Annotated in this window: 23 protein-coding genes and 2 pseudogenes; 19 read left to right on the top strand and 6 right to left on the bottom strand. The window is 59.9% G+C overall.

Features of this window, described 5'->3' with window-relative positions; genetic code table 11:
• The 15 genes from IVA91_RS00265 to IVA91_RS00195 all read left to right on the top strand — a co-directional run.
• A partial coding sequence (locus tag IVA91_RS00265) for a hypothetical protein (protein ID WP_247458202.1) occupies positions 1-278 on the top strand: 278 nt, incomplete at its 5' end.
• Positions 279-2,313: 2,035 nt separating this feature from the next.
• A complete protein-coding gene (locus tag IVA91_RS00260) occupies positions 2,314-3,609 on the top strand; it encodes an MFS transporter (protein WP_346015451.1) in 1,296 nt (431 codons plus the stop codon).
• Between the two features lie 217 nt (positions 3,610-3,826).
• Positions 3,827-5,041, top strand: coding sequence for a TlpA disulfide reductase family protein (locus IVA91_RS00255; RefSeq protein WP_247278020.1), 1,215 nt, complete (start codon positions 3,827-3,829; stop codon positions 5,039-5,041).
• 540 nt (positions 5,042-5,581) lie between these two features.
• Entirely contained in the window at positions 5,582-6,877 is a 1,296-nt protein-coding gene (gene dctA, locus IVA91_RS00250; RefSeq protein ID WP_247278019.1) for a C4-dicarboxylate transporter DctA, read from the top strand.
• Positions 6,878-7,367: 490 nt separating this feature from the next.
• Positions 7,368-8,288, top strand: coding sequence for a P-type conjugative transfer ATPase TrbB (gene trbB / locus IVA91_RS00245; RefSeq protein ID WP_247458200.1), 921 nt, complete (start codon positions 7,368-7,370; stop codon positions 8,286-8,288).
• A 2-nt stretch (positions 8,289-8,290) separates the two neighbouring features.
• A complete protein-coding gene (locus tag IVA91_RS00240) occupies positions 8,291-8,611 on the top strand; it encodes a TrbC/VirB2 family protein (protein WP_247278044.1) in 321 nt (106 codons plus the stop codon).
• Positions 8,611-8,874 carry a VirB3 family type IV secretion system protein gene (locus IVA91_RS00235; RefSeq protein ID WP_247278017.1) on the top strand — a complete coding sequence of 88 codons (264 nt, stop codon included), beginning with the start codon at positions 8,611-8,613 and terminating at the stop codon, positions 8,872-8,874. The genes IVA91_RS00240 and IVA91_RS00235 overlap by 1 nt, the downstream gene beginning before the upstream one ends.
• An 8-nt stretch (positions 8,875-8,882) precedes the next feature.
• Positions 8,883-11,315 carry a conjugal transfer protein TrbE gene (gene trbE / locus IVA91_RS00230; protein WP_247278016.1) on the top strand — a complete coding sequence of 811 codons (2,433 nt, stop codon included), beginning with the start codon at positions 8,883-8,885 and terminating at the stop codon, positions 11,313-11,315.
• Positions 11,315-12,049: a P-type conjugative transfer protein TrbJ gene (gene trbJ, locus IVA91_RS00225; protein ID WP_247334035.1), complete on the top strand. Its 735-nt coding sequence runs from the start codon at positions 11,315-11,317 to the stop codon at positions 12,047-12,049. Before trbE ends, trbJ begins: the two co-directional genes overlap by 1 nt.
• Before the next feature lie 2 nt (positions 12,050-12,051).
• Entirely contained in the window at positions 12,052-12,423 is a 372-nt protein-coding gene (trbK-alt, locus tag IVA91_RS00220; protein ID WP_247278014.1) for a putative entry exclusion protein TrbK-alt, read from the top strand.
• Positions 12,424-12,426: 3 nt separating this feature from the next.
• Positions 12,427-13,659: a P-type conjugative transfer protein TrbL gene (gene trbL / locus IVA91_RS00215; protein WP_247278013.1), complete on the top strand. Its 1,233-nt coding sequence runs from the start codon at positions 12,427-12,429 to the stop codon at positions 13,657-13,659.
• 51 nt (positions 13,660-13,710) lie between these two features.
• Positions 13,711-14,391, top strand: coding sequence for a conjugal transfer protein TrbF (gene trbF / locus IVA91_RS00210; protein ID WP_247278012.1), 681 nt, complete (start codon positions 13,711-13,713; stop codon positions 14,389-14,391).
• Position 14,392: 1 nt separating this feature from the next.
• Positions 14,393-15,367, top strand: coding sequence for a P-type conjugative transfer protein TrbG (trbG, locus tag IVA91_RS00205; RefSeq protein ID WP_247278011.1), 975 nt, complete (start codon positions 14,393-14,395; stop codon positions 15,365-15,367).
• Positions 15,364-16,569, top strand: coding sequence for a TrbI/VirB10 family protein (locus tag IVA91_RS00200; protein WP_247450197.1), 1,206 nt, complete (start codon positions 15,364-15,366; stop codon positions 16,567-16,569). Before trbG ends, IVA91_RS00200 begins: the two co-directional genes overlap by 4 nt.
• 5 nt (positions 16,570-16,574) lie before the next feature.
• Complete coding sequence (locus tag IVA91_RS00195) at positions 16,575-16,817, top strand: DUF2274 domain-containing protein (protein ID WP_247278009.1); 243 nt, start codon at positions 16,575-16,577, stop codon at positions 16,815-16,817.
• A gap of 130 nt (positions 16,818-16,947) precedes the next feature.
• On the opposite strand, the gene IVA91_RS37015 is transcribed toward IVA91_RS00195, so the two are convergent.
• From IVA91_RS37015 to IVA91_RS00180, 3 genes are all read right to left on the bottom strand, one after another.
• Positions 16,948-17,328, bottom strand: a complete 381-nt coding sequence (locus IVA91_RS37015; protein ID WP_346015450.1) for an acyl-homoserine-lactone synthase — start codon at positions 17,326-17,328, stop codon at positions 16,948-16,950.
• Positions 17,228-17,464 (bottom strand): acyl-homoserine-lactone synthase, encoded by a 237-nt coding sequence (locus IVA91_RS37010; protein WP_346015449.1) that lies wholly within the window; start codon positions 17,462-17,464, stop codon positions 17,228-17,230. Before IVA91_RS37010 ends, IVA91_RS37015 begins: the two co-directional genes overlap by 101 nt.
• 175 nt (positions 17,465-17,639) lie before the next feature.
• Positions 17,640-18,143 (bottom strand): LuxR C-terminal-related transcriptional regulator, encoded by a 504-nt coding sequence (locus tag IVA91_RS00180; protein WP_247419270.1) that lies wholly within the window; start codon positions 18,141-18,143, stop codon positions 17,640-17,642.
• Positions 18,144-18,658: 515 nt separating this feature from the next.
• Here IVA91_RS00180 and ald point away from each other — a divergent pair.
• Entirely contained in the window at positions 18,659-19,771 is a 1,113-nt protein-coding gene (ald, locus tag IVA91_RS00175; RefSeq protein ID WP_247278008.1) for an alanine dehydrogenase, read from the top strand.
• A gap of 420 nt (positions 19,772-20,191) precedes the next feature.
• Here ald and IVA91_RS37005 read toward each other — a convergent pair whose 3' ends face one another.
• On the bottom strand, positions 20,192-20,323 hold the full coding sequence (locus IVA91_RS37005) for an MFS transporter (RefSeq protein WP_247334029.1): 132 nt from the start codon (positions 20,321-20,323) through the stop codon (positions 20,192-20,194).
• On the opposite strand from IVA91_RS37005, the gene IVA91_RS37000 reads away from it, so the two are divergent.
• Complete coding sequence (locus tag IVA91_RS37000) at positions 20,261-20,635, top strand: hypothetical protein (protein WP_247419272.1); 375 nt, start codon at positions 20,261-20,263, stop codon at positions 20,633-20,635. The two genes, IVA91_RS37005 and IVA91_RS37000, sit on opposite strands and share 63 nt — an antisense overlap.
• A 122-nt stretch (positions 20,636-20,757) precedes the next feature.
• Here the strand turns inward: IVA91_RS37000 and IVA91_RS36995 are convergent.
• Positions 20,758-21,512 (bottom strand): annotated as a pseudogene (locus tag IVA91_RS36995) (aldehyde dehydrogenase family protein); the annotation flags it as partial.
• Between the two features lie 1,057 nt (positions 21,513-22,569).
• Positions 22,570-22,746, bottom strand: a complete 177-nt coding sequence (locus IVA91_RS00165) for a hypothetical protein (RefSeq protein WP_247278007.1) — start codon at positions 22,744-22,746, stop codon at positions 22,570-22,572.
• Positions 22,747-22,940: 194 nt separating this feature from the next.
• On the opposite strand from IVA91_RS00165, the gene IVA91_RS00160 reads away from it, so the two are divergent.
• Both IVA91_RS00160 and IVA91_RS00155 read left to right on the top strand, forming a co-directional pair.
• Positions 22,941-23,153 (top strand): hypothetical protein, encoded by a 213-nt coding sequence (locus IVA91_RS00160; RefSeq protein WP_247458208.1) that lies wholly within the window; start codon positions 22,941-22,943, stop codon positions 23,151-23,153.
• Positions 23,154-23,179: 26 nt separating this feature from the next.
• A pseudogene (locus IVA91_RS00155) lies at positions 23,180-23,422 on the top strand (hypothetical protein); the annotation flags it as partial.
• Positions 23,423-24,138: the final 716 nt, after the last annotated feature.

The following is a 24,138-nucleotide window of genomic DNA, read 5'->3' as shown; positions in this document are numbered from 1 at the left end:
ATCTGCTGGCTCAGGCTCTCGTTGTGGCAAATCCTGGCCATCCTCTTCGCCCGACCCCAAATCAATCCAGCCTGAATTCAGGGTTCTTCACGGACGACACAGTACTTTTCAGGTGCCCACGCACGGGCATGAACGTGCAGCACCTGCTGGCGGCACTGGAGCAGATCGGTCCCGACACTCATCTGCCGGTCGTTTGTCTGGCATGCTCCTCGGTCCACTTCGTGAATGCCTCCACCGGCAAGCTGCTCGGCGGCCGCAGTGCTTCCGAAGTGCGGTGAGGGCGATCGACTGGTGAGATCCGGGTGCTCACTCCGGCTTGGGTGCGCATCCTTTCCCGATGTAGTTCGTGTACCGTCCCTGGAAAATCCAGCGCCCTGGAGCGGTGATGTTTGCTGCCGCTGCCGGCGGTCTTCGTCAAGCCTCGCCGGCATCGGAGATGGCGCTCACGGCTGGCACGGTGCGGGGCAGCGGTAGCGTGCGTTGAAGATTGCGCCTGGCCGACGAAGGCTTGCCGAGCTTGGCCGTATTTCGCGGCCAGCACCAGAAGCCGCTTTCGCGTGAACGGGTCGGCCTTACCGGCCAGATCGCGGGCCCGTTATGCAAAGCTCCTGTAGCACTCAACATCCATGGTGTGCCCCAACTCAACGCTACCAGGATGCACTTAAGTACATCGGCGGCTCGGACGTCAAGGCGGGCGAGCAGTGGCCTTGCGCGGAATGTGCTGCGAGGTGCCTGTAACAGCCGATCTGGCGCGAGTAAGCTCGCTGTCGGCAGGGACAATTCACATGGCAGTCCTCCATCAGATCCGGAAGCAATGCCCGGCGTGCGGAGGGACCGATGGATCTCCTGGCTGGCGAGGACGGGCGCAACGAGCGCTACGTCTGCCGCCATAGCGAGGGGGACCCGCTACGCGATTCAGCCGCCTGCCAGTGCGGCCGACCATTCCCCTAAGGCCCCCGAGAAGTGAGTGGTCGCACCGGGCCAGCAGATACGTTTCAACGGCCGTGAGCCGGGCTGGACGCGCGGCACGCGAACGGTTGTAAGTCCTATCGCACGCTGGTGATGCATGCCGGAAATCGGTGAGGCGCAGGTGTATTTTGGTCGCGCGCATGAGCTGGTGCGCTTCTTATGAGGCGCATCACCCCCTTAGCGAACAACGCCGGTGCGTCCGCGGGGGTCGTTCGCGACGTCGGGGGCGCGAGGGCGCCGTCTAGATTGCGCCTGCGCCTCTTTTTTGGATCGGTGACTTTTTCGATTTCAAGTAAGGGTGCACGCACCGTCCGCGAAATCGCTCGTCTGTCGGCGACCTGACTGCCTAGAGGGACAAGAGGCTACGAGACGTCTGGCGCTGGTCTTTGAGAGTCCGCCGTTTCTTTCTTTCGGTACGCCAGACTGCGACCAGAATGTCCCCGCGGTTGAAGCGGCATGCGGTCTCGACGCTTTTGTCGTGCGTCATCGCAGCGCGATTCATCCGTTTCGACCGAACATACAAACCACGCGCGTGCAAGCGCGGGCGGTGTGCAGTCGCAGAGAGAAGGAAGCTGGAGTATGCAGATTAGCGGCGAGCGCCGGGGAGAACCGACCTCAAGTCGGAATGAAGCTGAGGTAGACGCGCAGCCGAGTCCAAGCGAAGCTCAGCAGACCAGAAAGATAACGATTCAACTTTCTGAGTGCATTTTTCAGCGACTCCAAGCCGCGACTGACCGCCCTGGTATGGGCAAGAGCGTCGCCATCGAGGCGGCTCTTGAGCGCTTCCTGGATCCGCCGCCGCCTATAGAGGGCCTTGTTTTCGAGGCGATCGAGCGAACGAATGAGCAGGTGCTCAGTCTGCGGACGGACATCGCGATGATCGCGGAAATAGTGGCTCTCCATGTGCGATACCACCTCACGCTGACGCCGCCGATGCCGCCATCCAAGCAGGACGAGGCGTGCGTACTCGGGCTCGAGCGCTTCAAGGCGTTTGCCGAGCAGGTCGATCGTCGCGTACGGTTTGGCCGCCCCTTGCTGCAGGAGGCAATTGATCGCTCGGGAAATTCCAGCCGATCCGGGTCTGAAATGGGAGGCGTAGCGTCACGCGCCGTTCGACGAGCGCCAGCTGAAGAAGAACCCCACTGTGTGGCCGTCGTAGGTGAAAACTCAGAAGCGTGTGCTGTCGCCGAGGAGGGCGGCAGCAATATCAACTTTCGACAGCTGCCAACGCCTTGTGCTAAAGCCAGTGGCCGCGTTCCGAGCAACACGCGCAGCGATGCCGCTGGGCTGATATCAGGCGAGAAACCGGTCAACCGGGGTTGGACCTGGCGGATCATCTCTTGCGTGTTCCTTCCCTTTGCCGCGGGATATTATCTTTCCTACCTGTTTCGGATGATCAACACGCTCATTTGTGGCCGCCTCGCCTCTGAATTGGAGCTTGGTACGGCCGATTTGGGGCTGTTGGGCTCGATCTACTTTCTGGTCGTTACCGGCAGCCAGATTCCGATGGGCATGCTCTTGGATCGCTTCGGTCCGCGCCGAGTCCAGAGTGCGCTCTTGCTGCTGGCTGCCGCAGGCGCTGCGCTTTTCGGATTATCGAGTGGATTTCTGGCGCTTCTGGTTGCTCGCGCGATGATAGCATTTGGCACCGCAGCTTCCCTCATGTCTGGCCTGAAAACAGTCGTGCTCTGGTTTCCGAGAGAGCGCGTGGCGCTCATCAACGGCTGTATGATCATGCTGGGTGCACTGGGCGCGGTAACGGCAACCGCACCAGCCGAGGCATTGCTTAACTGGATAGGCTGGCGCGGTCTATTTGAGCTGCTTGCCGCATCCAGTGCCTCCGCGGCCGCTTCGATCTATTTTTTGGTTCCAGAGCATGAGGCAACTGCGAAGAGCCCTCCAGGGACGATCAGCCTGAAGACCGTCTATACGGATGGGCGGTTCTGGAGAATTGCGCCGATTTCTTCAACATGTATCGGGTCCGCGTGGGCCCTGCAGTCCTTGTGGGCAGCGTCCTGGCTGAACGATGTGGAAGGGTTGGATCGAACAAGCCTTGTCACACAATTGCTCGTCATGGCGATAGCCCTAAGCATTGGCGCATTGCTGCTCGGCGTGGTCGCCGATTCGCTGCGTCGGCATGGCAAGAACATTGAAACGTTGCTCGCAATCATAGCTGCTGTGTTCATTGCAGCCGAACTCGCGCTGATATTGCATCCGCCATTTCCGTCGCTACCGTCGTGGATCATTGTGGCGGTGGTCGGATCAGCAATCGTGCTCAGCTACGCGATCATCGGAGATTACTTTCCGGCCCAACTGATCGCGCGCGCGAACGGCGTGCTCAACGTTCTGCATTTCGGGTGGGCTTTCCTCGTCCAGTACGGGACGGGGTTAATTCTCGCGCAATGGCCGGTAAAGGACGGACACTACCCCTCAATCGCGTATCAGACGGCCTTCAGTATGAATGTTGTGCTGCAGCTGGTCGCCCTGGTCTGGTTCATCGCCCCTCGGCTCAAAGAGTTGATTTGGAAATCTGAGATCGCCGTCAAGCGCAAGTCGACGGGCCAAAGCAGGTCAGTTCACGTCATTATCCCGATCGCCGAAATGGTTATCCTGAAAACCGATCAAGATGTGGAGTGGTGAAGTCGGCCCTCTGCCTGACCCGCCTCGTCGGTCTACAGGCGCGTCAAGAACGTCCGGCCGACTGATTGCCTGAGAAGCTCCAAACAGCTGGTCGGATATGCGACATGCGTCGCAAGGTCGACAGGAAAGATACGAAAAATGCGTAATATCAATGAGCGCTGGCTGGCATGCGACTTGCTGTTGTTTTCCGCAGAGCCAGGTAAAGCGAATTTGAGCAATGACCAGTGTGACTGAGAGCGCAAGTCAAGTCGGTGCGGAGAATGTGCTGAGAGTCGGTTCGCCGGCTCCCTCCATCAAAGTTGAGGACTGGCTACGTGGCCAGCCCGTTACAACGTTCGAACCTGGGAAAGTATACATCATCGAGTTTTGGGCGACGTGGTGCGGACCATGTATCGCCTCGATGCAGAATTTGGTGATCCTGCAAAGCAAATACAGGAGCAGCGGAGTTGAGGTGGTGGGCATCGCGGCTCACGAACAAGCTTCGACGGCAGATGAAGCGCGAGCCAGCTTGGACGCTTGGTTGACGAAGAGCTTGCCGAATCTGAACTTCGCGATCGCATTCGACTACGCCGGCGAAATGAACAAGCTTTGGATGGATCCCAGCTTTTCTGTCGGGATTCCTTCGTCATTCGTGATCGATCGTGACGGCCGCTTCGCCTTTATCGGCCATCCGACGCAATTCGATAACGCGTTGCCCAAAGTTCTGAACGGCTCCTGGGCAGTGAGCGACGAAGCCCAAGCCCTGGATGCGGAGAGGATAACCAAGGGTCGACGCAGAAAGCGCGAACTATCGCAGAAGCGAGCGCTGGTGGAGCCGATCTTTGCCAGGCTTGAAGCCGCCATGAACAGTAAGGATTGGGCGGCAGCCCTTTCAGGGATTGAGGAGGCACTCGCTGCGATGCCGGACGATCTCACCTTTCGTGGGCTTCATGCGGAATTGTTGCTTCACAAGATACGCGACATGCGGGCCGGCCTGGCGGTATTGCGTCAATTGGTTCGCGATGCGATCGACAAGAAATCCGTGGTTTGGATGAGCGTGGCCATCCGCCAACTCTTCGACCCCGCGAAAGACTACTCCGGTTTCCCACATGCCGAGCGCTTTGCCATGGGCAAGGATCTCTCCGAACACATCCTGGCGGCGAATCCGCCCCAAGGCAGCGAGGGCGCGAAGTTTCTCTCGTACGGGGCGGTCGCTCGGTACTATTACGAGACCGGTAACAGGGATCGCGCGATCGAATTGGTCGAGGTGGCGCTGAAATGGCTGGATGCAGTGCCTGCCTCGGATGTAGCGAAACGGGATCTCGTGCAGTGCTCACTCCAGGCCTTGGCGAGCTACAGGAGTGAGAAGCTCTGTTACGAGGAGTGTTGTTCGACACCGCAAAACACAGCTCCCGAAAAGCCGCAACCGGGATCGCCAAGGGAGGCAGCGTGAGCAATGCTGCTGGCCATGTCTTCTCGGCCCTTGTGGTTTTGCGATCGACGTCGATGCCTTTGGGGATGTCGGGGCATTCACCTGAGGTGAGGATAGGATGATTGAGGGGTGAACGCAGGCGAGCCGCACCACCACAACTTCTTTACGGTGAATGTTTCTTCAACGTACGTCGCGATCCGGTGCGATAGCGGCGAGAATGCCTGTCCAGGTGAAGAGTGGTCGCGGGCTGCTAAAGGTGGCGTCTTATAAGATGCTGGTGGCATCTTCGAACAACCAAAAAAGATTGAAATGGGTGGTGACGTTGATGCATTCCAACTCTCAAGGAAGCTTTCTCAAGTTTTTATCGCTGGTTTCAGAAGGGATTCAGCACTTCGTTTCGCGTTGGCCACAAGCCCATTCGGGAGAGGCGGCAAACCCTGGCAACGGACGGGGTCGTTTAAAGCGGTCAGTGCCCTGTGCGCGCCGCGCTAAGGTAACACTGAGCGAAGCCGTGCCTTCATTGTCACCCCTCTTTGGTACCACGGCGCCGGGTCGAGCGTGATGCACAATCACCGCCAGCGCCGCTCTGTCAAAGCCGCCGCCCTGTTCCAGCCATCTGGCCCCTGGTACAATGTTCTTTATGTCCAGGTACTCATCGCGATCCTGATTGGCGTTCTCGTTGGCTGGTTGTGGCCTGCCGTGGGGACGAACAGCTGGGTCAAAGCGCTTGGTGACGGATTCATCAAGCTGATCAAAATGGTGATCGCGCCGATCATCTTCTGCACTGTTGTGTCCGGAATTGCGCATGTTCAGGATGCACGAAAGGTCGGGCGAGTCGGCGTCAAGGCGCTGCTTTACTTCGAGATCGTTTCAACCTTCGCGCTGATCCTGGGTCTCGTGATGGGCAATCTCGTTCAGGCCGGCCATGGGCTGGCTCCCAGGGCTGATGCCGCGGCGGTAGCCAACTACGTCAAAAGAGCGGAAGGGCAGAAGGCGGTCGATTTCCTCCTTAATATTATTCCGGATAGCGTGGTTGGCGCTCTGGCCCGAGGCGACGTGCTACAGGTGCTGTTGTTTGCCATCCTATTCGGGTTCTCGCTGATGGCGCTTGGCGAGCGGGGTGAGCGGATGCGCAGTCTGGTCGACGATGCTGCACACGCGGTGTTTGGTGTCATTAGGATCGTAATGAAGGCAGCGCCAATCGGGGCGTTCGGCGCCATGGCCTACACTATCGGCGAATTCGGACCGTCCGCGCTCGGTAAACTCATCGGCTTGGTTGCGCTGTTCTACGTGACAGCCGGGCTCTTCGTGATCATTGTGCTTGGTCTGGTTGCGCACTTGGTCGGTTTTTCTATTCTAAAGTTCATCGTTTACATCAAGGATGAGCTGCTGATCGTCCTCGGAACGTCGTCGTCCGAAAGCGCGCTGCCGCAGTTGATGGAAAAACTCGAACGGCTGGGCTGTTCCAAGCCGGTCGTTGGCCTGGTGGTGCCGACAGGATACTCTTTCAATTTGGATGGGACGAACATTTACATGACGTTGGCGACCTTGTTCATCGCGCAGGCGCTCGGGGTCGATCTCGACTTCGGCCAGCAGCTCACGATACTGGTTGTGGCGATGCTCACCTCGAAGGGCGCAAGTGGTGTTACCGGTGCCGGGTTCGTCACACTGGCCGCAACATTGACCGTGGTCAGTCCTGACCTCGTCCCGGGCATTGCGATCGTATTCTCGATCGACAAGTTCATGAGCGAGGTGCGCGCGCTTACCAACATCATCGGAAACGGTATTGCCGCGGTGTTTGTGTCGTGGTGGGAAGGTGAACTCGACCATGTCTCGCTACACGCGCAGCTCAAGTAGATCTGCGATCTCAGCTCGGCCATTGCGGACTAGAAATCACTCTTTGAATGCCTACATTCTGGGAGGCAATCGTCGTGCAGTACAGGGCCAGCCTGATTCCAGGGGGAATGGTGCAGGGTCATTACGCTCACGGTGGTGCACCAGACCAGCGTCGCCATTGGTACCTGCGGCAGCCCGCCGGCTGATGTGGTTCATTATCCCGGGTTTGAGCGTCCTCCAAAAGCGGGAGCTCATTCGTGCCTACGCGCGGCAGCGACAGTGGTTCGATTTCTCGCCTCGCCGTCGAGGGGTCGGCGCGTCAAGCCGGCGCTCTTTTCAAATGTTCCTTTTTCCACGCTAGACTTCGAACGGCATATTCCCTTTGTTGCGGTAAGACACGACCTATCTTTTATTTGCCTTCAGATGAGGGCGCCGAAGCGGCCTCAGCAGCTTGGGGCAAATCGTGGCGATCCATTCTTTTGATTCAGAAGCGAACTTGCGCGGAGCGCGTATGCTGCGTACCGCGTTGGGGCCCGCCATCGCATGGTTTTTGGAAGATCCGGCAATCGTCGAGGTGATGCTCAATCCCGACGGCCGACTGTGGATCGACCGACTGTCGAGCGGCCTTACGGATACTGGCAAGAATATATCCCCTTCTGACGGAGAGCGAATCATCCGCGTGGTAGCTCACTACGTGGGTGCCGAGGTTCATCCCGGGAGCCCACGGATTTCTGCCGAGCTGCCCGAGATGGGGGAGCGATTCGAGGGGCTGCTGCCGCCGGTCGTGGCCGCGCCAACATTTGCGATCCGAAAGCCGGCGGTCGCCGTGTTCAGCCTCGAGGATTACGTCGGAGTCGGCATTATGACGCCGGATCAGGCCGGTGCATTGAGGGATGCAGTTTGCGCGCGCAAGAACATTCTGGTCGCCGGCGGCACCTCGACCGGCAAGACGACACTGACCAATGCCCTTCTCGCCGAGGTGGCTAAAACGACTGACCGTGTCGTTCTCATCGAAGATACGCGCGAGCTTCAGTGCTTGGCGCCAAACCTCGTGGCGCTCCGCACGAAGGATGGCTTGATCTCGCTCTCCGACCTGGTCCGTTCGTCGCTTCGTCTGCGCCCCGATCGAATTCCCATTGGTGAGGTGCGCGGAGCCGAGGCGCTCGATTTGCTCAAGGCCTGGAGCACCGGACATCCGGGCGGAATCGGCACGATCCATGCCGGAACGGCGCTCGGGGCGCTACGCCGACTCGAGCAGCTAGTCCAGGAAGCTGTCGTCACAGTCCCCCGGCCGCTTATCGCCGAAACAATCAACGTAATCGCGGTGCTCAGCGGCCGCGGCGCCGAACGCCGCTTGAGCGAGCTCGCCCGCGTCACCGGCTTAGAAGCATCAGGTGATTACAGCCTTTCTGCAATTGGAGACCGATCATGACGATGCCTTCATCTCTCCGCCGCGCCAGCATTCCGGCCACGGCAATTGTGACCCTTTGGCTGAGCAGTATCCCGGCGTGCGCCGCTGGCTCAAATATGCCGTGGGAGCAACCGCTCAACCAGATTTTGCAATCGGTCGAGGGTCCCGTCGCCAAGATTATTGCGGTCATCATCATCATTGTGACCGGGCTCTCGCTCGCATTTGGCGACACGTCTGGTGGCTTTCGCCGCCTGGTTCAGATCGTGTTCGGTCTGTCCATCGCCTTTGCGGCATCAAGCTTCTTTCTGTCTTTCTTCTCCTTCGGCGGCGGCGTGGTGATCTAATGGAGGAGCCTGTCGCAGGTTTTATCGCGCCCGTGCATCGTGCGCTCACCGAGCCTATCCTGATGGGCGGTGCGCCGCGCGCCGTGGCGATCGCCAACGGCACGTTAGCGGCGGCACTCGGTCTTGGGCTGCGCCTGTGGGTTGCCGGCCTTCTCCTCTGGTTCGTCGGCCACATGGCCGCCATCTGGGCCGCAAAACGCGATCCCGATTTCGTGGAAGTCGTGCGCCGGCACGTCCGTATTCCAAGCCACCTCAGGTCCTAGAGTTGCCTATGATGAATCTTGCCGAATATCGCCGTTCAAACACGCGCCTTGCCGACTTCCTGCCTTGGGCGGCCCTGGTCGATGAGGGCGTCATTCTCAACAAGGATGGATCCTTTCAGCGAACGGCCCGGTTCAGAGGGCCGGATCTCGACAGCTCAGTGCCGGCCGAGCTTGTTGCTGTCGCAGGCCGCCTCAACAATGCGCTCCGTCGCCTCGGATCGGGGTGGGCCGTCTTCGTCGAGGCGCAACGGCATTCGGCAGGACGCTATCCGCCGGATACATTCCCGGACGTCGCCTCGGCGCTGGTGGATGCGGAGCGGAAAGCGCAATTCGAGGAGGCCGGCAGCCACTATGAGTCGAGCTACTATCTGACTTTCCTCTATCTGCCTCCGGCAGAGAGTGCGGCCGTGGCGGAGCGCCTGCTGTACGAGGGCAGCCATCGCGCTGCGGGAGCGGATGCGCGCGAGGTGCTTGCCGGCTTTGTCGACCGGACCGGCCGCGTCCTGCAGCTCGTCGAGGGTTTCATGCCGGAATGTGGCTGGCTCGATGACGAGCAAACGCTGACCTACCTGCATTCGACGGTCTCGACCAAACGGCATCGCGTGCGCGTGCCAGAAATTCCGATGTATCTCGATGCGTTGCTTGCCGATCAATCCCTGACAGGAGGTCTCGAGCCCATGCTGGGCGAGGCGCATCTGCGCGTTCTGACGCTCGTGGGCTTTCCGACCGCGACCACGCCCGGAATTCTCGACGACCTGAACCGGCTGGCATTCCCGTATCGCTGGTCCACGCGGGCGATCATGCTCGACAAGACAGATGCCACAAAGCTCCTCACCAGGATCAGGCGGCAATGGTTTGCCAAGCGCAAGTCGATCGCGGCGATCCTGAAGGAGGTGATGACGAACGAGGCCTCCGCGCTTCTGGATACCGATGCCCACAACAAGGCGATGGACGCCGACAGTGCGCTCCAGGAATTGGGCTCGGATCAGATCGCACAGGTCTTCGTTACGGCAACGGTCACGGTCTGGGACGGGGATCCTCGCGCAGCCGACGAAAAGCTCCGCCTCGCCGAAAAGGTCGTCCAAGGCCGCGACTTCACCTGCATGGCCGAGACGGTCAATGCCGTCGAAGCCTGGCTCGGCAGCCTGCCGGGACAAACTTACGCAAACGTCCGCCAGCCGCCGGTCTCGACCCTGAACCTCGCCCATATGATCCCGCTATCTGCCGTATGGGCCGGAGAGGTGAGGGATCACCACCTCAACGCGCCCCCATTGTTCTTCGGTAAGACTGAGGGTTCCACGCCATTCCGGTTTTCTCTGCATGTCGGAGATGTCGGCCACACCATGGTCATCGGGCCGACGGGCGCCGGTAAGTCGGTGCTGCTGGCGCTCATGGCGCTGCAGTTCCGCCGCTATCGCGAGGCGCAGATCTTTGCGTTCGACTTCGGAGGCTCGATCCGCGCATCGGCCATCGCCACGGGGGGCGACTGGCATGATCTCGGCGGCGCCCTGGAATCCTCAGAATTCGTCTCGCTCCAGCCGCTTGCAGGCATCGACGATGTCGGCGAGCGAGGCTGGGCATCCGACTGGATCGCATCGATCCTGACGCGCGAGCGGATCGAAGTCACCCCTGAGACCAAGGATCATGTCTGGTCGGCGTTGACCTCACTCGCCTCGGCACCAGTTAAGGAGCGGACTCTGACTGGGTTCTCCGTTCTTCTGCAGTCCAACGCTCTCAAGCGCGCGCTGCAGCCCTACTGCCTCGGTGGTCCATACGCCCTGTTGCTCGACGGCGAATATGAACGGCTGGGTGAAGCCTCCGTCCAGGTGTTCGAGACCGACGGATTGATCGGGACCTCTGTCGCGCCCGCAGTTCTGGCCTATCTGTTTCACCGGATCGAGGACCGCTTTGACGGCCGTCCGACACTGCTCATCATCGACGAAGGCTGGCTTGCGCTCGATGACGCCGATTTTGCCGGCAAGCTCCGCGAGTGGCTCAAAACCCTCCGCAAAAAGAACGCCTCGGTCGTGTTTGCGACCCAATCGCTTGCCGATATCGATGGCTCCAAAATCGCGCCTGCCATCATCGAGAGCTGCCCGACCCGCATCCTTTTGCCAAACGATCGCGCCATCGAGCCGCAGATCAAGGCGATTTACCGTCGCTTTGGGCTGAACGACCGGCAGATCGAGATCCTCGCCCGCGCCACTCCGAAGCGGGACTACTACTGCCAATCGCGCCGCGGCAACCGCCTGTTCGAGCTCGGACTTGGCGAAATCGCGCTCGCCTTCGCGGCCGCCTCGTCCAAAGCCGACCAGGCTTTGATTGATCGGGTGCTTGCCGAGCACGGAAGGGACGAGTTCGTCACCGGCTGGCTCAAGGCGCGCGACCTCGGCTGGGCCTGCAATCTCATTCCGCAGTTCGCCAAACAAGGAGCGCTCTGATGAGCTGTATCCGCCCGCTTCTGGCAGCAAGTATCATCGCCATGACCATGATCCAAGCGCCCCGCGAAGCGAAGGCGCAGTGGATCGTGTTCGATCCCAACAACTACGTTCAGAATGTGCTGACGGCCGCGCGTGAGCTGCAGCAGATCAACAATCAGATCACTTCGCTCCAGAACCAAGCGCAGATGCTGATCAATCAGGCGAAGAACCTGGCGAGCCTGCCTTATTCATCCTTGCAACAGCTCGAGAAGTCGATTCAACGCACCCAGCAGCTACTCTCGCAGGCGCAGCGGATTGCCTACGACGTCCAGCAGATCGATCGCGCGTTTTCCACCACCTATGCGCCGGCATCGGCGAGCATGTCCGATGGGCTCCTGGTCGCAAATGCCCAAACACGCTGGCAGAACTCAGTTGCCGGGCTGCAGGACGCCATGAGGGTCCAAGCGAGCGTTGTCGGCAATCTCGACGCCAACCGCATCCAGATGTCCGCCCTCGTGACGGCGAGCCAGGGCGCAGCGGGTGCGCTCCAGGCAAGTCAGGCCGGCAACCAGCTCCTTGCGCTGCAAGCCCAGCAGCTTGCGGACCTTACGGCGACTGTTGCCGCGCAAGGTCGCGCACAGACGCTCGAATCCGCCCAACGGGCTGCAGCGCAGGAGCAGGGTAGGGAGCAGCTGCGGCGCTTTCTCAATCCGGGCCAAAACTATCAACCGACAACCGTGCAGATGTTCCACTGATCATGAAAATACGATTTGAACGACTACCTGTCGCGGCAGCAGCTGGTCTTGCTGTCCTGTTGGTTGCCGCCTGCGCCATTCGCCTGCGCACCGACGAGAGCGCGACCCAGTCTTCCGTCTCTCTAGCCTCAAAACCGGATTTGACCGCAGCAAAGCTCGAGCAATGCCGTACCGTCACCTACGAGCAGAAAGACGCTCTGCTTGAATGCCAGAAGATCTGGGCCGAGCAGCGCAATCAATTCTTAGGCGGAAGCAGGTCAATTGATGGTTCGCATAGCCGGACCGGCGCGGCGCCATTCCCCTCTCCAGTCCCGCGTAAAGACGAAGGTCGCCTCCCGTCCGGCTTTTCCTCCATTCCGAGCCAAAGCGAGTGAGCCATGGGCGGCACGGGCGTCATCGACCAGTTTCTGGAAGCTTTCACCCGCTACATCGATTCCGGATTCGGTCTCGTCGGGGGCGAAGTCGGATATGTCGCCACAACGCTGGCTGCAATCGACATCACCCTGGCTGGCCTGTTCTGGTCATTCGGAACGGACGAGGACATCATCGCCCGGCTGGTCAAGAAAACCTTGTTTGTCGGCGTCTTTGCTTACCTGATTGGCAATTGGAATAACCTCGCCCGGATCGTCTTCGAAAGTTTTGCGGGGTTAGGTCTGAAAGCCTCAGGGACAAGCCTTTCGTCAGCAGATTTCCTAAGGCCGGGCCGCATTGCGCAGGTAGGCCTTGATGCAGGCCGGCCAATCCTGGACTCCATCTCTGGGCTGATGGGCTATGTCAGCTTCTTTGAGAATTTCGTGCAAATCGTGGTCCTGCTGTTTGCTTGGATCGTGGTGCTGCTCGCGTTCTTTATCCTGGCGATCCAGCTGTTCGTGACCCTCATCGAATTCAAGCTGACGACACTTGCCGGGTTCGTCCTGATCCCCTTCGGCCTGTTCGGCAAGACCGCTTTTGCGGCTGAACGGGTGCTGGGCAATGTCATCTCATCGGGGGTCAAGGTCCTGGTCCTTGCCGTCATCGTGGGCATCGGGTCGACCTTGTTCTCGCAGTTCACGAGCGGCTTTGGCGGCAACCAGCCGACCATCGAGAATGCGATGGCACTTGTCCTGGGCGCGCTCGCCCTCTTGGGCCTTGGCATCTTCGGCCCCGGTATCGCCAATGGCATCGTCTCCGGAGGTCCGCAGCTTGGCGCAGGCACCGCCGTCGGCACGGGCCTCGCTGCCGGTGGGGTGATCGCGGCAGGAGCTGGCGCTGCCGCCGGCGCTGCAGGTCTTGCCGCCGGCGCGATTGCGGGCTCGCTGCGCGGTGGAAGCGCGATTGCAAGTGGCGCGACGAACATGTTGCGGGCGGGAAGCTCCGGCGTCGAGGCGAGCGCGCCAGGCGCGGCAAGTCCCTTGCGTTCGCTCGCAGCCGGCCTTGGGCGAGCGACTGGTCATGTCGGTCAGGAGGAGGGGGGCTCCTCGGCCGCCCCCGACAGTCCGCCAGCCTGGGTTCGGCGTATGAAGCGTGCGCAGACCATCCAACAGGGAGCATCAGCGGCCACGCACGCGGTTCGGTCAGGCGATCACGGCGGGAGCGGCGCATCGGTGGACCTCTCACAAGACAATCGCTGAGTTCGCTGTCTCTCCAAAATCCATTTCCAACCATGCTTTGAGGTCAGACAAATGTTCAAACGATCGGCCGTTCACTATGGCCGCACGCCGGAGCCGGTCACGCCCTATCAACGCGCAGCTCAAGTCTGGGATGACCGCATTGGTGCAGCACGAGTCCAGGCCAAGAACTGGCGGCTCATGGCATTCGGCTGCCTGTTCCTCTCCGCGGGCTTTGCTGGAGCTCTGGTCTGGCAATCAGCCCATGGCACGATCACGCCCTGGGTGGTTGAGGTCGATCAATTGGGTGAAGCGAAAGCACTTGCCCCTGCAAATGCTGCCTACCAGCCGACGGACCCTCAAATAGCGTTTCACCTGGCGCGCTTCATCGAGCACGTCCGCGGCTTGCCGATGGACGCGATTGTCCTCCGCGAGAACTGGCTGCGTGCCTACGACTTCACGACCGATCGCGGCGCCGCCGCGCTCAACGACTATGCCCGCAACAACGACCCCTTCGCCAAGCTCGGAAAGTCTCAAATCGCGATCGAGGTCTCGAGCGTCATCCGAGCCTCGCCTGAGAGCTTTCGCCTCGCCTGGATCGAGCGCCGCTACGATAACGGCCAACTTGCCGCAACGGAACGGTGGACTGCCATCCTTACCATCGTCGTGGAAATGCCTCGCGATCTGGATCGCCTGCGCAAAAATCCCCTTGGCATCTACGTCAACGCTATCAACTGGTCAAAGGAGCTCGGCTAACATGCCGTCAGGTCTTGTTTTTGTGTCACGAAAAGCGCGGCCGTGCTTGCCTCTGGCTCTTCTGGTCTGTGTCTCGACGCTCGGCGGCTGCACGACCTTCAGGCCGCCGCAAATCAGCTACGACAACGAGCTCCCGCCGGCACCGGACTTGCCGGCGCTTGCCGATGATCGCCCGCGACCGCTACATGTGCCACCGACCTGGAAGGCTGCACGAGGCGGCAAGAGCGCGGAGGCCGAGGAGCCTGTCGAGCGCATCGAAACCGCAAATGACGCTGCACGCGTGCAGCCTCGCAAAGCCGGCTACTACAATGCGGTGCAAGTGTTTTCTTATAGTCCGGGCGCGCTCTACCAGATCTATGCCGCGCCGGGGCAAATTACGGACATTGCACTCGAGCCCGGTGAGCAGCTGATCGGCTCAGGACCGCTCGCCGCAGGCGATACCGTCCGCTGGGTGGTGGGCGACACCGAGAGTGGCAGCGGCGTCGCCCGCCGCGTTCACATCATGGTCAAGCCCACCCGTCCCTCGATCGAGACCAACCTCGTCGTCAATACTGATCGCCGTACTTACCTGATCGAGCTTCGCGCCAACGAAAAGCCCTATATGCCCTCGGTCGCCTGGTTCTATCCGCCGGATCCTGGCGGGCGAGCTCGAGCTTTACCGCCGGCACCCTTTATTCCGGACCTGCCGGCGCGCCGCTACCGCTACGCCATCGAGGGCGACAGCCCGCCTTGGCGTCCCGTCAACGCTTATGATGACGGCCGAAAAACCTACATTGAATTCTCCCCCGGCGTCAGTCAGGGCGAGATGCCGCCGCTCTTCGTGATCGGGCCCGACGGCAAAACCGAGATCGTCAACTACCGCGCTTACGGAAATGTGCTGATTGTTGACCGGCTGTTCGCGGCCGCGGAACTGAGGCTGGGCGAGGAGCACCAGCAGAAGGTCAGGATCGTGCGAACCGACGGGAGGTCGCTTTGAACGATACGGACCAGGCGATCGATACACCAAAGGAAGCGCCTCGGGGCAAGCCGCCGGAAGAGATTGCCGAAATCCTGCGGATCCGGCCGGATCGGCCAAAAGTTGCGCGCCTCTCGCGGAAAGTCCTTATCGGCGGCAGCGCCCTTGTGCTCGCGCTGATCACTGGCGCGGTGCTCTGGGCGCTGCACGAGAAACGGTCAGGTACTTCAGCACCCGAGGAGCTTTACGCGACTGACCACCATAACGTCGCCGATCAGCTCGCGACCTTACCGAAGGATTACACCGAGATCCCGAAGGACGTGCCGCGCCTGGGGCCGCCTTTGCCCGGTGATCTCGGTCGGCCGATCGTCGCTGCACAGGGATCTTCGACATCCAGCTCGCTCGGTATTGATGCCGAACAGCAGCGTGTCAATCAGGAGAGCGAGGCGGCACGGACCAGCAAGGTATTTGCCAGCACCAATGTCCGGCCACAAGCCCCCGCCACTTCATCGAGCGAAGCCCGTTCGAGCGGCGTGCCATCATCGGACGAAGCATTTGCTCAGAATGGCCAAGACCGAAAGCTTGCGTTCGTCAGTGCAACGGTCGATCGTCGGACGACAAGCTCCGATCGCCTTGTGAGGCCGGCTTCGCCTTTTGTCGTTCAGGCCGGAACGGTCATTCCGGCCGCTCTCATCACAGGAATCCGCGCCGACCTGCCTGGCCAGATCACGGCGCAAGTCACAGAATCGGTGTACGATTCTCCTACCGGGCGAGCTCGCCTTATCCCCCAGGGAGCAAGGCTGATCGGGAGCTACGATAGCCAGGTCGCATTTGGGCAGTCGCGCGTGCTCCTGGTCTGGACGCGCCTAATCATGCCGAATGGGAGGTCGATTGTTCTGGAACGGCAGCCCGGTGCAGATGCGGCAGGCTTCTCTGGTCTTGAGGACGAGGTCGACAATCATTGGAAGGAACTGTTGGGGGCGGCCGCTCTTTCGACGCTGCTTTCCGTCGGCACGGAGGTGAATTCCGGGGCGGATAACGGCAATACCAACAACGATCTCATTGCCGCCCTCCGCCGTGGAGCTGGGGATTCGATCAATCAAACGGGCCAGCAGGTTGTCCGCCGCAATCTCAACATACAGCCGACTTTGACGATCCGTCCGGGATTTCCGGTGCGGGTGATCGTCAACCGTGACCTGATGCTCGAACCGTATAGAGGTTGAGGACGATGGCAAAGCTTAAGCTCGGAGCAATCGAAGACGACAAGCCGATCAAGATTACGCATGAACTGCCCGCGAGCGTGCACAGGGATCTCGTGGCATATGCCCAGATCCTTGTACAGGAGACCGCTCAGCCGATCGGAGATCCGGCCAAGCTTATCGCGCCCATGCTGGCCCGGTTCATGGCGGCCGACAGGAGCTTCCGGAAAGCGCGCCGCGCGCGTCAGCGACCGATCGAAGGCGAGGAATAGCGCTCGGAGAGGCGAATTTGGCGGACCTTGTCTACCGAGAGCTGCGCAATGGCGCGGGTGCGAGCCGATTCGAGTTTTCTGCCTATCGGCACGCCGGCAATGAGACCCGGCCCTGCAGGAATTCCTGATGTTACTCGTCAGTCACGGCATCATCAAAAGGCTGATCAGCATGAAGACAGGAATAAGCCTCGTGCTCGAGTCCGACATAGGTGTTGCCGCTGACCTCGACGGTCCAATCCAGGCGTTGCTTGAAAACGCGGTAGCGCAGCCGGTGCATCTCGGCGAGATCGTGGACGAATTCCCCGAGTTTTCCCACCCTGCCAAGGGGCCATCCGGCCCGGCGAAGAATGCGCTCCATGCGGGCGTCGGTCACAGCGACTATTTCGATCAATTCAATGGAAAGGCCGAATTCAATCATGCCCGCAAACAGCTCGTAACTGGCAGCAGCAAGTCCGCCGCTCGCCTTCGGCGCATCCGCGGGAACATCGAGCGCGAATCGGCTGCTCCCCAGATCCGATCGCTTCGTGGCGCCGGCTGGCGTCCAGCAGGATCGGGAAGATGTCCCCCAGCATGGTTGGACCGGTCGAAGGCAAAAGCCGGACGCAACCTTGAATACGTCCGGCTCCCGAGCGGTTCAGTAGATCCACCGCTCAAGGACGTCAAACTTGTCGACTTCCATGTACTCCGGCGTGATGAGCTGCATCATTTTTGCCTCCCTGCTTCGTTTCGGCAACTAAGCAGAAGGCCTAGGCAAGCGCATCCTGTGCAGTTCCACAGGTGTTTATGGAAGGCCGGTGTTTCATTTTCGAGATTTTGTGTCGGTCAACCGCACGATCGCTTGACGAAGCGAGCTGACACCAGCTTTGCACGGGCGTTGTCCAGGTGAAATCCCGCGGTTGGCTCTGCGATGCCGAGAATGATCCCGATCTCCCCAGCCGATTTACCGCGCGCGGACCATTCGAGACACTGGTACTCGCGAGGAGACAGCACCACGCCGCCGATCATGCGATCAATCGTCCAGAAGCGTTTTGCATGCTCATGTAAAAACGTTGCGATTAATCGCAGGCTCTGGGCGTGCTCGACAAGCGCGCGCTCGAAACCAGTTCGACGCTCGTCACTTGCAAAGCTCAGCGCGGCGATTGCGCCCTTGTCATCGTGGATAGAATGTAAACCTGCAGCAAATCCCAAATGTTTCGGCTTCTTCGAACAAAGCGCGTTCGGACTCCGACCGATTTCGCGCTTCAAATCCAAGCCCCCATCGGAAGGGCTTAGGCTGGCGCATTGCCCGACGCACCCCGGATCGACGGATTCGTAGCCACGCTGCAGATAGATGGCGGTCCAGGAGGGGATATGTCGAGATCACGTTGGGAGCACTGCCCGGCTCACGGGAAGAGCTAGATATGCGAAGCACGACAGCTTGAGCGCAGCGGCGAGCTCAGCCATGCTCTGCTGAGCTGCGTCTTGATGCGTGCTTTCGGTCAATCGTTCAGCAAACCTTTGAAAAACCCGATCCATCTTTGATGAACCCGCGGGTCACCCTCGCAAGCGCTACTCGTCTTAGTGAATCGAGCATCGTTGCGAATGAGGCAAACAACGAAGAAGTCGATCCAGTCCGGCGTAGATCAATCCTGATCACGAGTGCCCGGTTTGGCGCCGGGGCCGCATCAGGTCTTGCCACCCTGTGGTAGCATCCCTGCCAACTCGGCGGTCTTCGGTCGTCTGTTCGAAATCCTGCAAGCAGGCGGGGCAGATCGCCGGATTACTGCGTTATTTGGCTTCTCGCCTCGCAGGTTTGTACCGCTCTTCCGATTACAACGAACTGCTCACCAAGGAGATTGCAAATGAAGGTCGGTATTCTCAAGGAAATTAAGACGCACGAATACCGCGTCGGCCTGACGCCTGGGGCCGTCCGCGAATACGTTGCAGCTGGCCACAGCGTATTGGTCGAGAGCAACGCCGGCGCCGGGATTGGCGCGACAGATGATAACTACCGCAAGGCTGGCGCGACGATTGCGACCTCTGCTCGCGAGGTATTCGCGTCGAGCGAAATGATCGTGAAAGTCAAAGAGCCACAGCCCTCCGAATGGACGCAGCTTCGAGAAAACCAGATCCTCTTCACTTATCTGCATTTGGCTCCGGATCCGGACCAGGCGAAGGGCCTCATGAAGTCTGGCTGCACCGCAATTGCCTATGAAACTGTGACCGACGCGCACGGTGGCCTTCCACTGCTTGCCCCTATGAGCGAGGTTGCGGGAAGACTTGCGATTGAAGCCGCGGGTGCGGCGCTGAAGCGGTACGCGGGCGGACGGGGACTGCTGATTGGCGGGGTACCGGGCGTGCCACCCGCTCGCATTGTGGTGATCGGCGGGGGCGTTGTCGGCACTCACGCTGCACGGATGGCGGCAGGCTTGGGTGCTGAGGTCACGATCCTCGACCGTTCGATTCCCAGGCTTCGCGAACTGGATGAGCTGTTCGAAGGGCGAGTACGTACCAGATTCTCGACGATTGACGCCGTTGAAGAAGAGGTATTTGCGGCGGATGTTGTCATTGGTGCCGTCCTCGTTCCTGGCGCGAGCGCGCCGAAACTGGTCAGCCGCGGTATGTTGAGTTCGATGCGCAAAGGCTCCGTGATCGTGGACGTAGCGATCGATCAGGGCGGATGTTTCGAGACATCGCGGGCCACGACACATGCCGATCCAACCTATGAGGTGGATGGCGTTATCCACTATTGTGTCGCAAACATGCCGGGAGCTGTGCCGCTCACCTCAAGCCAGGCACTCAACAACGCTACGCTGCCTTTTGGTTTGGCTCTCGCCAGTAAAGGATTTGCAGCTGTGCTCGAAAATCCGCATCTGCGCGCAGGCCTGAATGTCTATCGGGGCCGGCTAACCTATAAGGCTGTCGCCGAGAGCCTTGGTCTTCCCTTCTCGCCGATCGAACAGGCCGCGGCCTGATCCTAGAGGTCCCCTACGGGACGTTTCGTCGCAGACTTGGGCCGCTCATCAGAGTGGCCCTTTTTGTGTGCCGAGTATGAGCGACAGCTCGGAGATGGAAGTCCTCTACCCAACTTGATTGACGACGAAGGCTTAGCCAAGCGCAAGGGCGTCAACGTGCCCGAGGTCTTTGAATGCGGGTGCGATGGAACGGACGACAGCTAGTGCCTGCGCCGCGCGCTCAACCAGCAGCTAGAGCTCACTCGCGGCGCGGTCGAACACATTATTTTTCCAACGTACCGACCCAAGCGGACGCTCCAGCATACGACGGATACGCAGGGGCTCAGGCCCGATATGAAAAGCCATGGCATTCTCGCCTAATGCGCGCTCCGACTGGTCCAGCGGTTGCGTTGGCGCAAATATCGAGTCATGTCGGCCAGTCTAGCACTCGGTCCACAGCTCGGGGGCGGCGATATCACGCGCAATTGACCAACCATAGGCGCCGTTGCGTTGCCGGTAGAGCTGCACATCCTGCATGAGGTTGTGGAAGGCTCGCTCATTTTCCGAGGCCACGCGATAGTCGAGCTCAATTACCAGTGGGCCGTTCCGGTGGTCAGCGTGAGCCGCACCTTAGGATCGCAAGAATGTCGGCGTCATCCCGCGCTCGGTGATGGCCGGCATGCGCAGCCAGCGCCCAAGCAGCGGCAAGAGCAGCATCAGTCCGGCAGAGACGAGCAGCGTGATGTCGAAAGCGATGGCATCGGTGAGGCGCCCTCAGCCCAAACTGCCAACTGCGAGGCCCCCAGAGAACGCAACCTACCAAGCCGCAACGGATTGGCCCGCAACCCAGCGCGGGGCGTAGAGCTGCACGCCAATGTCGAATAGCGTCCACGTCCATACGGCGCCCGCCAAAACCAGAGCTGCGGCTGTCAAGAGCGAATTATGAAACTGAGCACAACCGTCGCGATCGCGCCGCTCATGGACAGTGTGCAGGCACGAACCGCAGCCTCGCGGATCTTTATCGCCGCGACCTTGAGAGCTTCTGCACGAATCCTTATAGATGCCTGCCTGTGCCTAGAGGCGGTTGGCGCAGACGCAGGTCTAGCCCATGTTGCGGTATTTGGAGACGATGGCGCCTTCGATGGCGGCATCGATATCGGGTCGTCGAACACCACGTAAGGCGCCTTACCGCCCAGCTCGAGACCGAGCTTCTTCAGGCCGACGGTAGAGGATCTTGCCGACTTCGCTCGAGCCGCCGAAGCCGACAAAGCGCACGCCCGCGTGCTCGCACAAAACGTCGCCGATCGGTCGCGGATCTCCGGTGATGACGTTGAAGACACCTTTGGGCACGCCGGCCTTCTCAGCGAGGGACGCGGGCGCAAGCGCCGAGAGCGGCGTCATGCTGGTTGGCTTCAGCACCACCGTGCAGCCTGCGGCGGGCGCCAACCATACTTTGCGGGTGATCATCGAATTGGCCAAGTTCCACGGCGTGATGGTGCCGCAGACGCCAATCGGTGGCTTGATCGCAAGCAGCCTTGCATCCGGGCGCGGCGAGGGAATCGTTTCGCCATAGATGCGGCGCGCCTCTTCGGTGTAGAACTCGACATCGGCGCCACCGATATCGACTTCGCCTGGGGCCCTGGAGAGCGGCTTGCCCTGCTCGGAGGTGCCGATCGCCAGATTGTTTTTACCAAAGGCAAGGTGAGCCGACTCAGGCGCGATCAATGTAGCAGGCCTCCGGCAGAAGTGACGGGTCCTTCAGACGCTAGCGCAGGATGGACGAGCCTTGCGGTGGGTTGTGCGGCGGCGGTCGGGGTCGTCGCGTTGCTCCTGGAGGTTTTCAAATCCGAGCAATCAGATCTTCGTCGAGCGTGAAAAAAGGCCGCGCGAGATACCGCGCGGCCGAGTCAGGGAGGAAACGCCCCGAAGGGCACTGAATAGGAGCTCGGCAAGTAAATGAACTCACTGGGAACTCCAATCTTGCACGAAACGTCGTCAGATCGTGCAAGCGGAGATCGGATACTCATTTACCTGGGAGGATTGGAGGCGTTCGCAGCCATATCTTGCAGTTTTTGTGCGCAGATTTCGTCAAGTTCGCAGCAACTGCTATCGTGAAGCGTTTCTCGCGAGAATATTCGCTTGCGTGCTGTTCATTGAGGCCATCGAACACTCGCTCGGTGTACGCGTCCGTACCCTCGATAGCTCGGTTTCAGGATCAATCTAAATTAGTCAGCGCTCGTCAACGAGCGGCAGAGAAACGTTGAGCTCGGCGATTTAGCAGGATAGCTGCGCGACAGTGCGAACCAGCATCGGGCGCGTCCGGACAAGTCATTTGACGGGCAAAATGAGCAAAGTCGCGATCAGAAATCGTTGGACATCATCACCGCGTCGCGGATTCCACGTTGGGCTACTCGAACAGCTGGCACTGACGGGGATTTCAGGAGTCATTGTCACAGGCGCAATCTGCACTGTCGCACGCTCTACGGGAGCGTGGCGCAACGTGAGTCGAATGCCAGCAACGAATTCAAAGGTCATGTCGTATCGTTGTCATAAACCTTCTTGGAATCCGGGCAAATTGCAACCGAATTCGAGCGCAAGCCCAGTGAAGAATCGATCAAGAAACATGCCGACAATCATTAGCGCCAGCTCGCAGCATCCAGTCGTATTGAGGGATTCGTGACCGATTTGCGCGACGATGACCCCATGAAGGAGGCGACCTCCCTGCGGTCTGTCATCAATCTCTATGCACACGCTTCCAGAACGTGGTCTCGGCCCAACGAAACCTTGGCTTCAACGAGAATTAAGGAGTTCAAGGCAAGTTACGAATGGCCGTGCGCGCAGTTGAGCATCGGGTGTGCGAGCTCAATTAGCCTCAGCGCGCGATATTGATGCTGAAGATGCGCCGCCACGAGAAAGAGTTCATGTAACGCGGCGAGGACAAAGCCATCGCGATGAAAATCGTCAAAAAGAGCCTCTCCGGGGCTGGATTCCATCACGGAGGTGGTTCCTCGGCACTGGCGTGGCGGAGCAGGAGCATCACAACTATGCGCCATGAGGAGGACACGGCCGCGACGTTTCAGGTAATCAACAAACAACGGCAACTGTGGTGAAGTTCATAGTCTTGGAATCAGCTAGTAGTTCATTCGAAAGTTTCAGTGTACTTCCTTGTGCTACCATTCTTTGCGCCTTGCTGAGTCGCCAAGTTTTGGACGCAACGACCACTGCGCTTTTGCGTGCTGTTCTTGAGGAGGTGTGCGAGGGTCTGCCTCGCAACGAAACCGGCACTCGGGCCCATGTCGCTTCCAAGATCTTGGACGCCGCCAACAGAGGTGAGATCACGGCGGACCGCCTTAGGCAGGTCGGCATGGAAGCTCTTCGCTCTGCGCCAACAATGTGGCGGTAGGTGCGGACAACAGTGATAGTGCTAATGTGAACTTCCAAGTCACGGTGCTGAAGATCCTTGTGAGCTACCCGGACGGGTTCGCATCGATGCCGGACCTCAAGCGAGACATGGCCATTTTGGCCACGAGCGGTCCCGATTGGGCGGCGCGCACCAAGAGAATGGGCGCCCGCGTGCCCGAGCTCGACCTTTTTTCGCAGCGACTCGTCGAGCGTGTGAATGGAGGGTGGCGCATCACGGACAAGGGACGAGCGGTGCTCGAACTGATGGAGCCGGGCCCTAGCACGCCCTAAGTCCAGGCCAGAGGACAGGAGAGCTCCTGAGCTGCCATCGCCAGTGCCGGCACGATCCCATTCTGTCGAACTACGTCGGCGCCAGCCTGAACGACCGGGGCCGCGCCGGTCCTCGAAGAGCCGAACGTGCGCACCGCATTCTTAGACCGACTATCTAGGCGATTAAGGCCGCGCCCGACGATCAGGTTGCCGAAGGAGAATTTTCGATGCCGTTGTGGAGTTCGAGCTTTTTATTTGGAGAGCTGGAACGAGAAGTGCTGATATCTCAGCACATATCAGGGAAAGGTGCTGTTGCTTCGATCAGATCCAAGATCCCGGGATGGCAGTGCGCCATTCATGTATGGACCTCGAGTTTCGGCGCGTGAGCCGTTGGCTGGAGCCACGGCGCAGGCGCGGCCAAGTGGGACGGAGTGCCTGGGAGCCTCGCCGCCTCTCCGGCAACAGTATCTGAGCGCTGATGCCGCTCGGCATAAAGCGATCGATGGCCGACACGCTTGGTTCGCATTGACTCACGTCAATTCGCTCCCGCCTCGTTCTTGAAGCATCCCTCTTAGACCGTCGTCCGTGAACAACGCCTAAGGTGCTGATCAGGAATCGGTTTTCCGGACGTTGGCGTGTTTCGGATTGCAGGCTTTGATAGGTTTGAGCATCGGAAGCCTGCAACTTGCAGTTTGAGATTCCGTCGAATCGCGAAA

This window comes from Bradyrhizobium sp. 153, from assembly GCF_023073835.1.
Taxonomy (GTDB): Bacteria; Pseudomonadota; Alphaproteobacteria; order Rhizobiales; family Xanthobacteraceae; genus Bradyrhizobium.
This window is presented reverse-complemented; position numbering and strand designations above follow the sequence as displayed.

Bases quoted from the DNA above. Each gene is read 5' to 3' on its own strand.
- trbJ (WP_247334035.1), top strand. From the start codon at position 11,315: ATGAGCTGTATCCGCCCGCTTCTGGCAGCAAGTATCATCGCCATGACC.
- trbB (WP_247458200.1), top strand. From the start codon at position 7,368: ATGCTGCGTACCGCGTTGGGGCCCGCCATCGCATGGTTTTTGGAAGAT.
- IVA91_RS00195 (WP_247278009.1), top strand. From the start codon at position 16,575: ATGGCAAAGCTTAAGCTCGGAGCAATCGAAGACGACAAGCCGATCAAG.
- IVA91_RS00235 (WP_247278017.1), top strand. From the start codon at position 8,611: ATGGAGGAGCCTGTCGCAGGTTTTATCGCGCCCGTGCATCGTGCGCTC.
- trbF (WP_247278012.1), top strand. From the start codon at position 13,711: ATGTTCAAACGATCGGCCGTTCACTATGGCCGCACGCCGGAGCCGGTC.
- trbG (WP_247278011.1), top strand. From the start codon at position 14,393: ATGCCGTCAGGTCTTGTTTTTGTGTCACGAAAAGCGCGGCCGTGCTTG.
- trbL (WP_247278013.1), top strand. From the start codon at position 12,427: ATGGGCGGCACGGGCGTCATCGACCAGTTTCTGGAAGCTTTCACCCGC.
- dctA (WP_247278019.1), top strand. From the start codon at position 5,582: ATGCACAATCACCGCCAGCGCCGCTCTGTCAAAGCCGCCGCCCTGTTC.
- ald (WP_247278008.1), top strand. From the start codon at position 18,659: ATGAAGGTCGGTATTCTCAAGGAAATTAAGACGCACGAATACCGCGTC.
- IVA91_RS00240 (WP_247278044.1), top strand. From the start codon at position 8,291: ATGCCTTCATCTCTCCGCCGCGCCAGCATTCCGGCCACGGCAATTGTG.
- trbE (WP_247278016.1), top strand. From the start codon at position 8,883: ATGATGAATCTTGCCGAATATCGCCGTTCAAACACGCGCCTTGCCGAC.
- IVA91_RS00255 (WP_247278020.1), top strand. From the start codon at position 3,827: ATGACCAGTGTGACTGAGAGCGCAAGTCAAGTCGGTGCGGAGAATGTG.
- trbK-alt (WP_247278014.1), top strand. From the start codon at position 12,052: ATGAAAATACGATTTGAACGACTACCTGTCGCGGCAGCAGCTGGTCTT.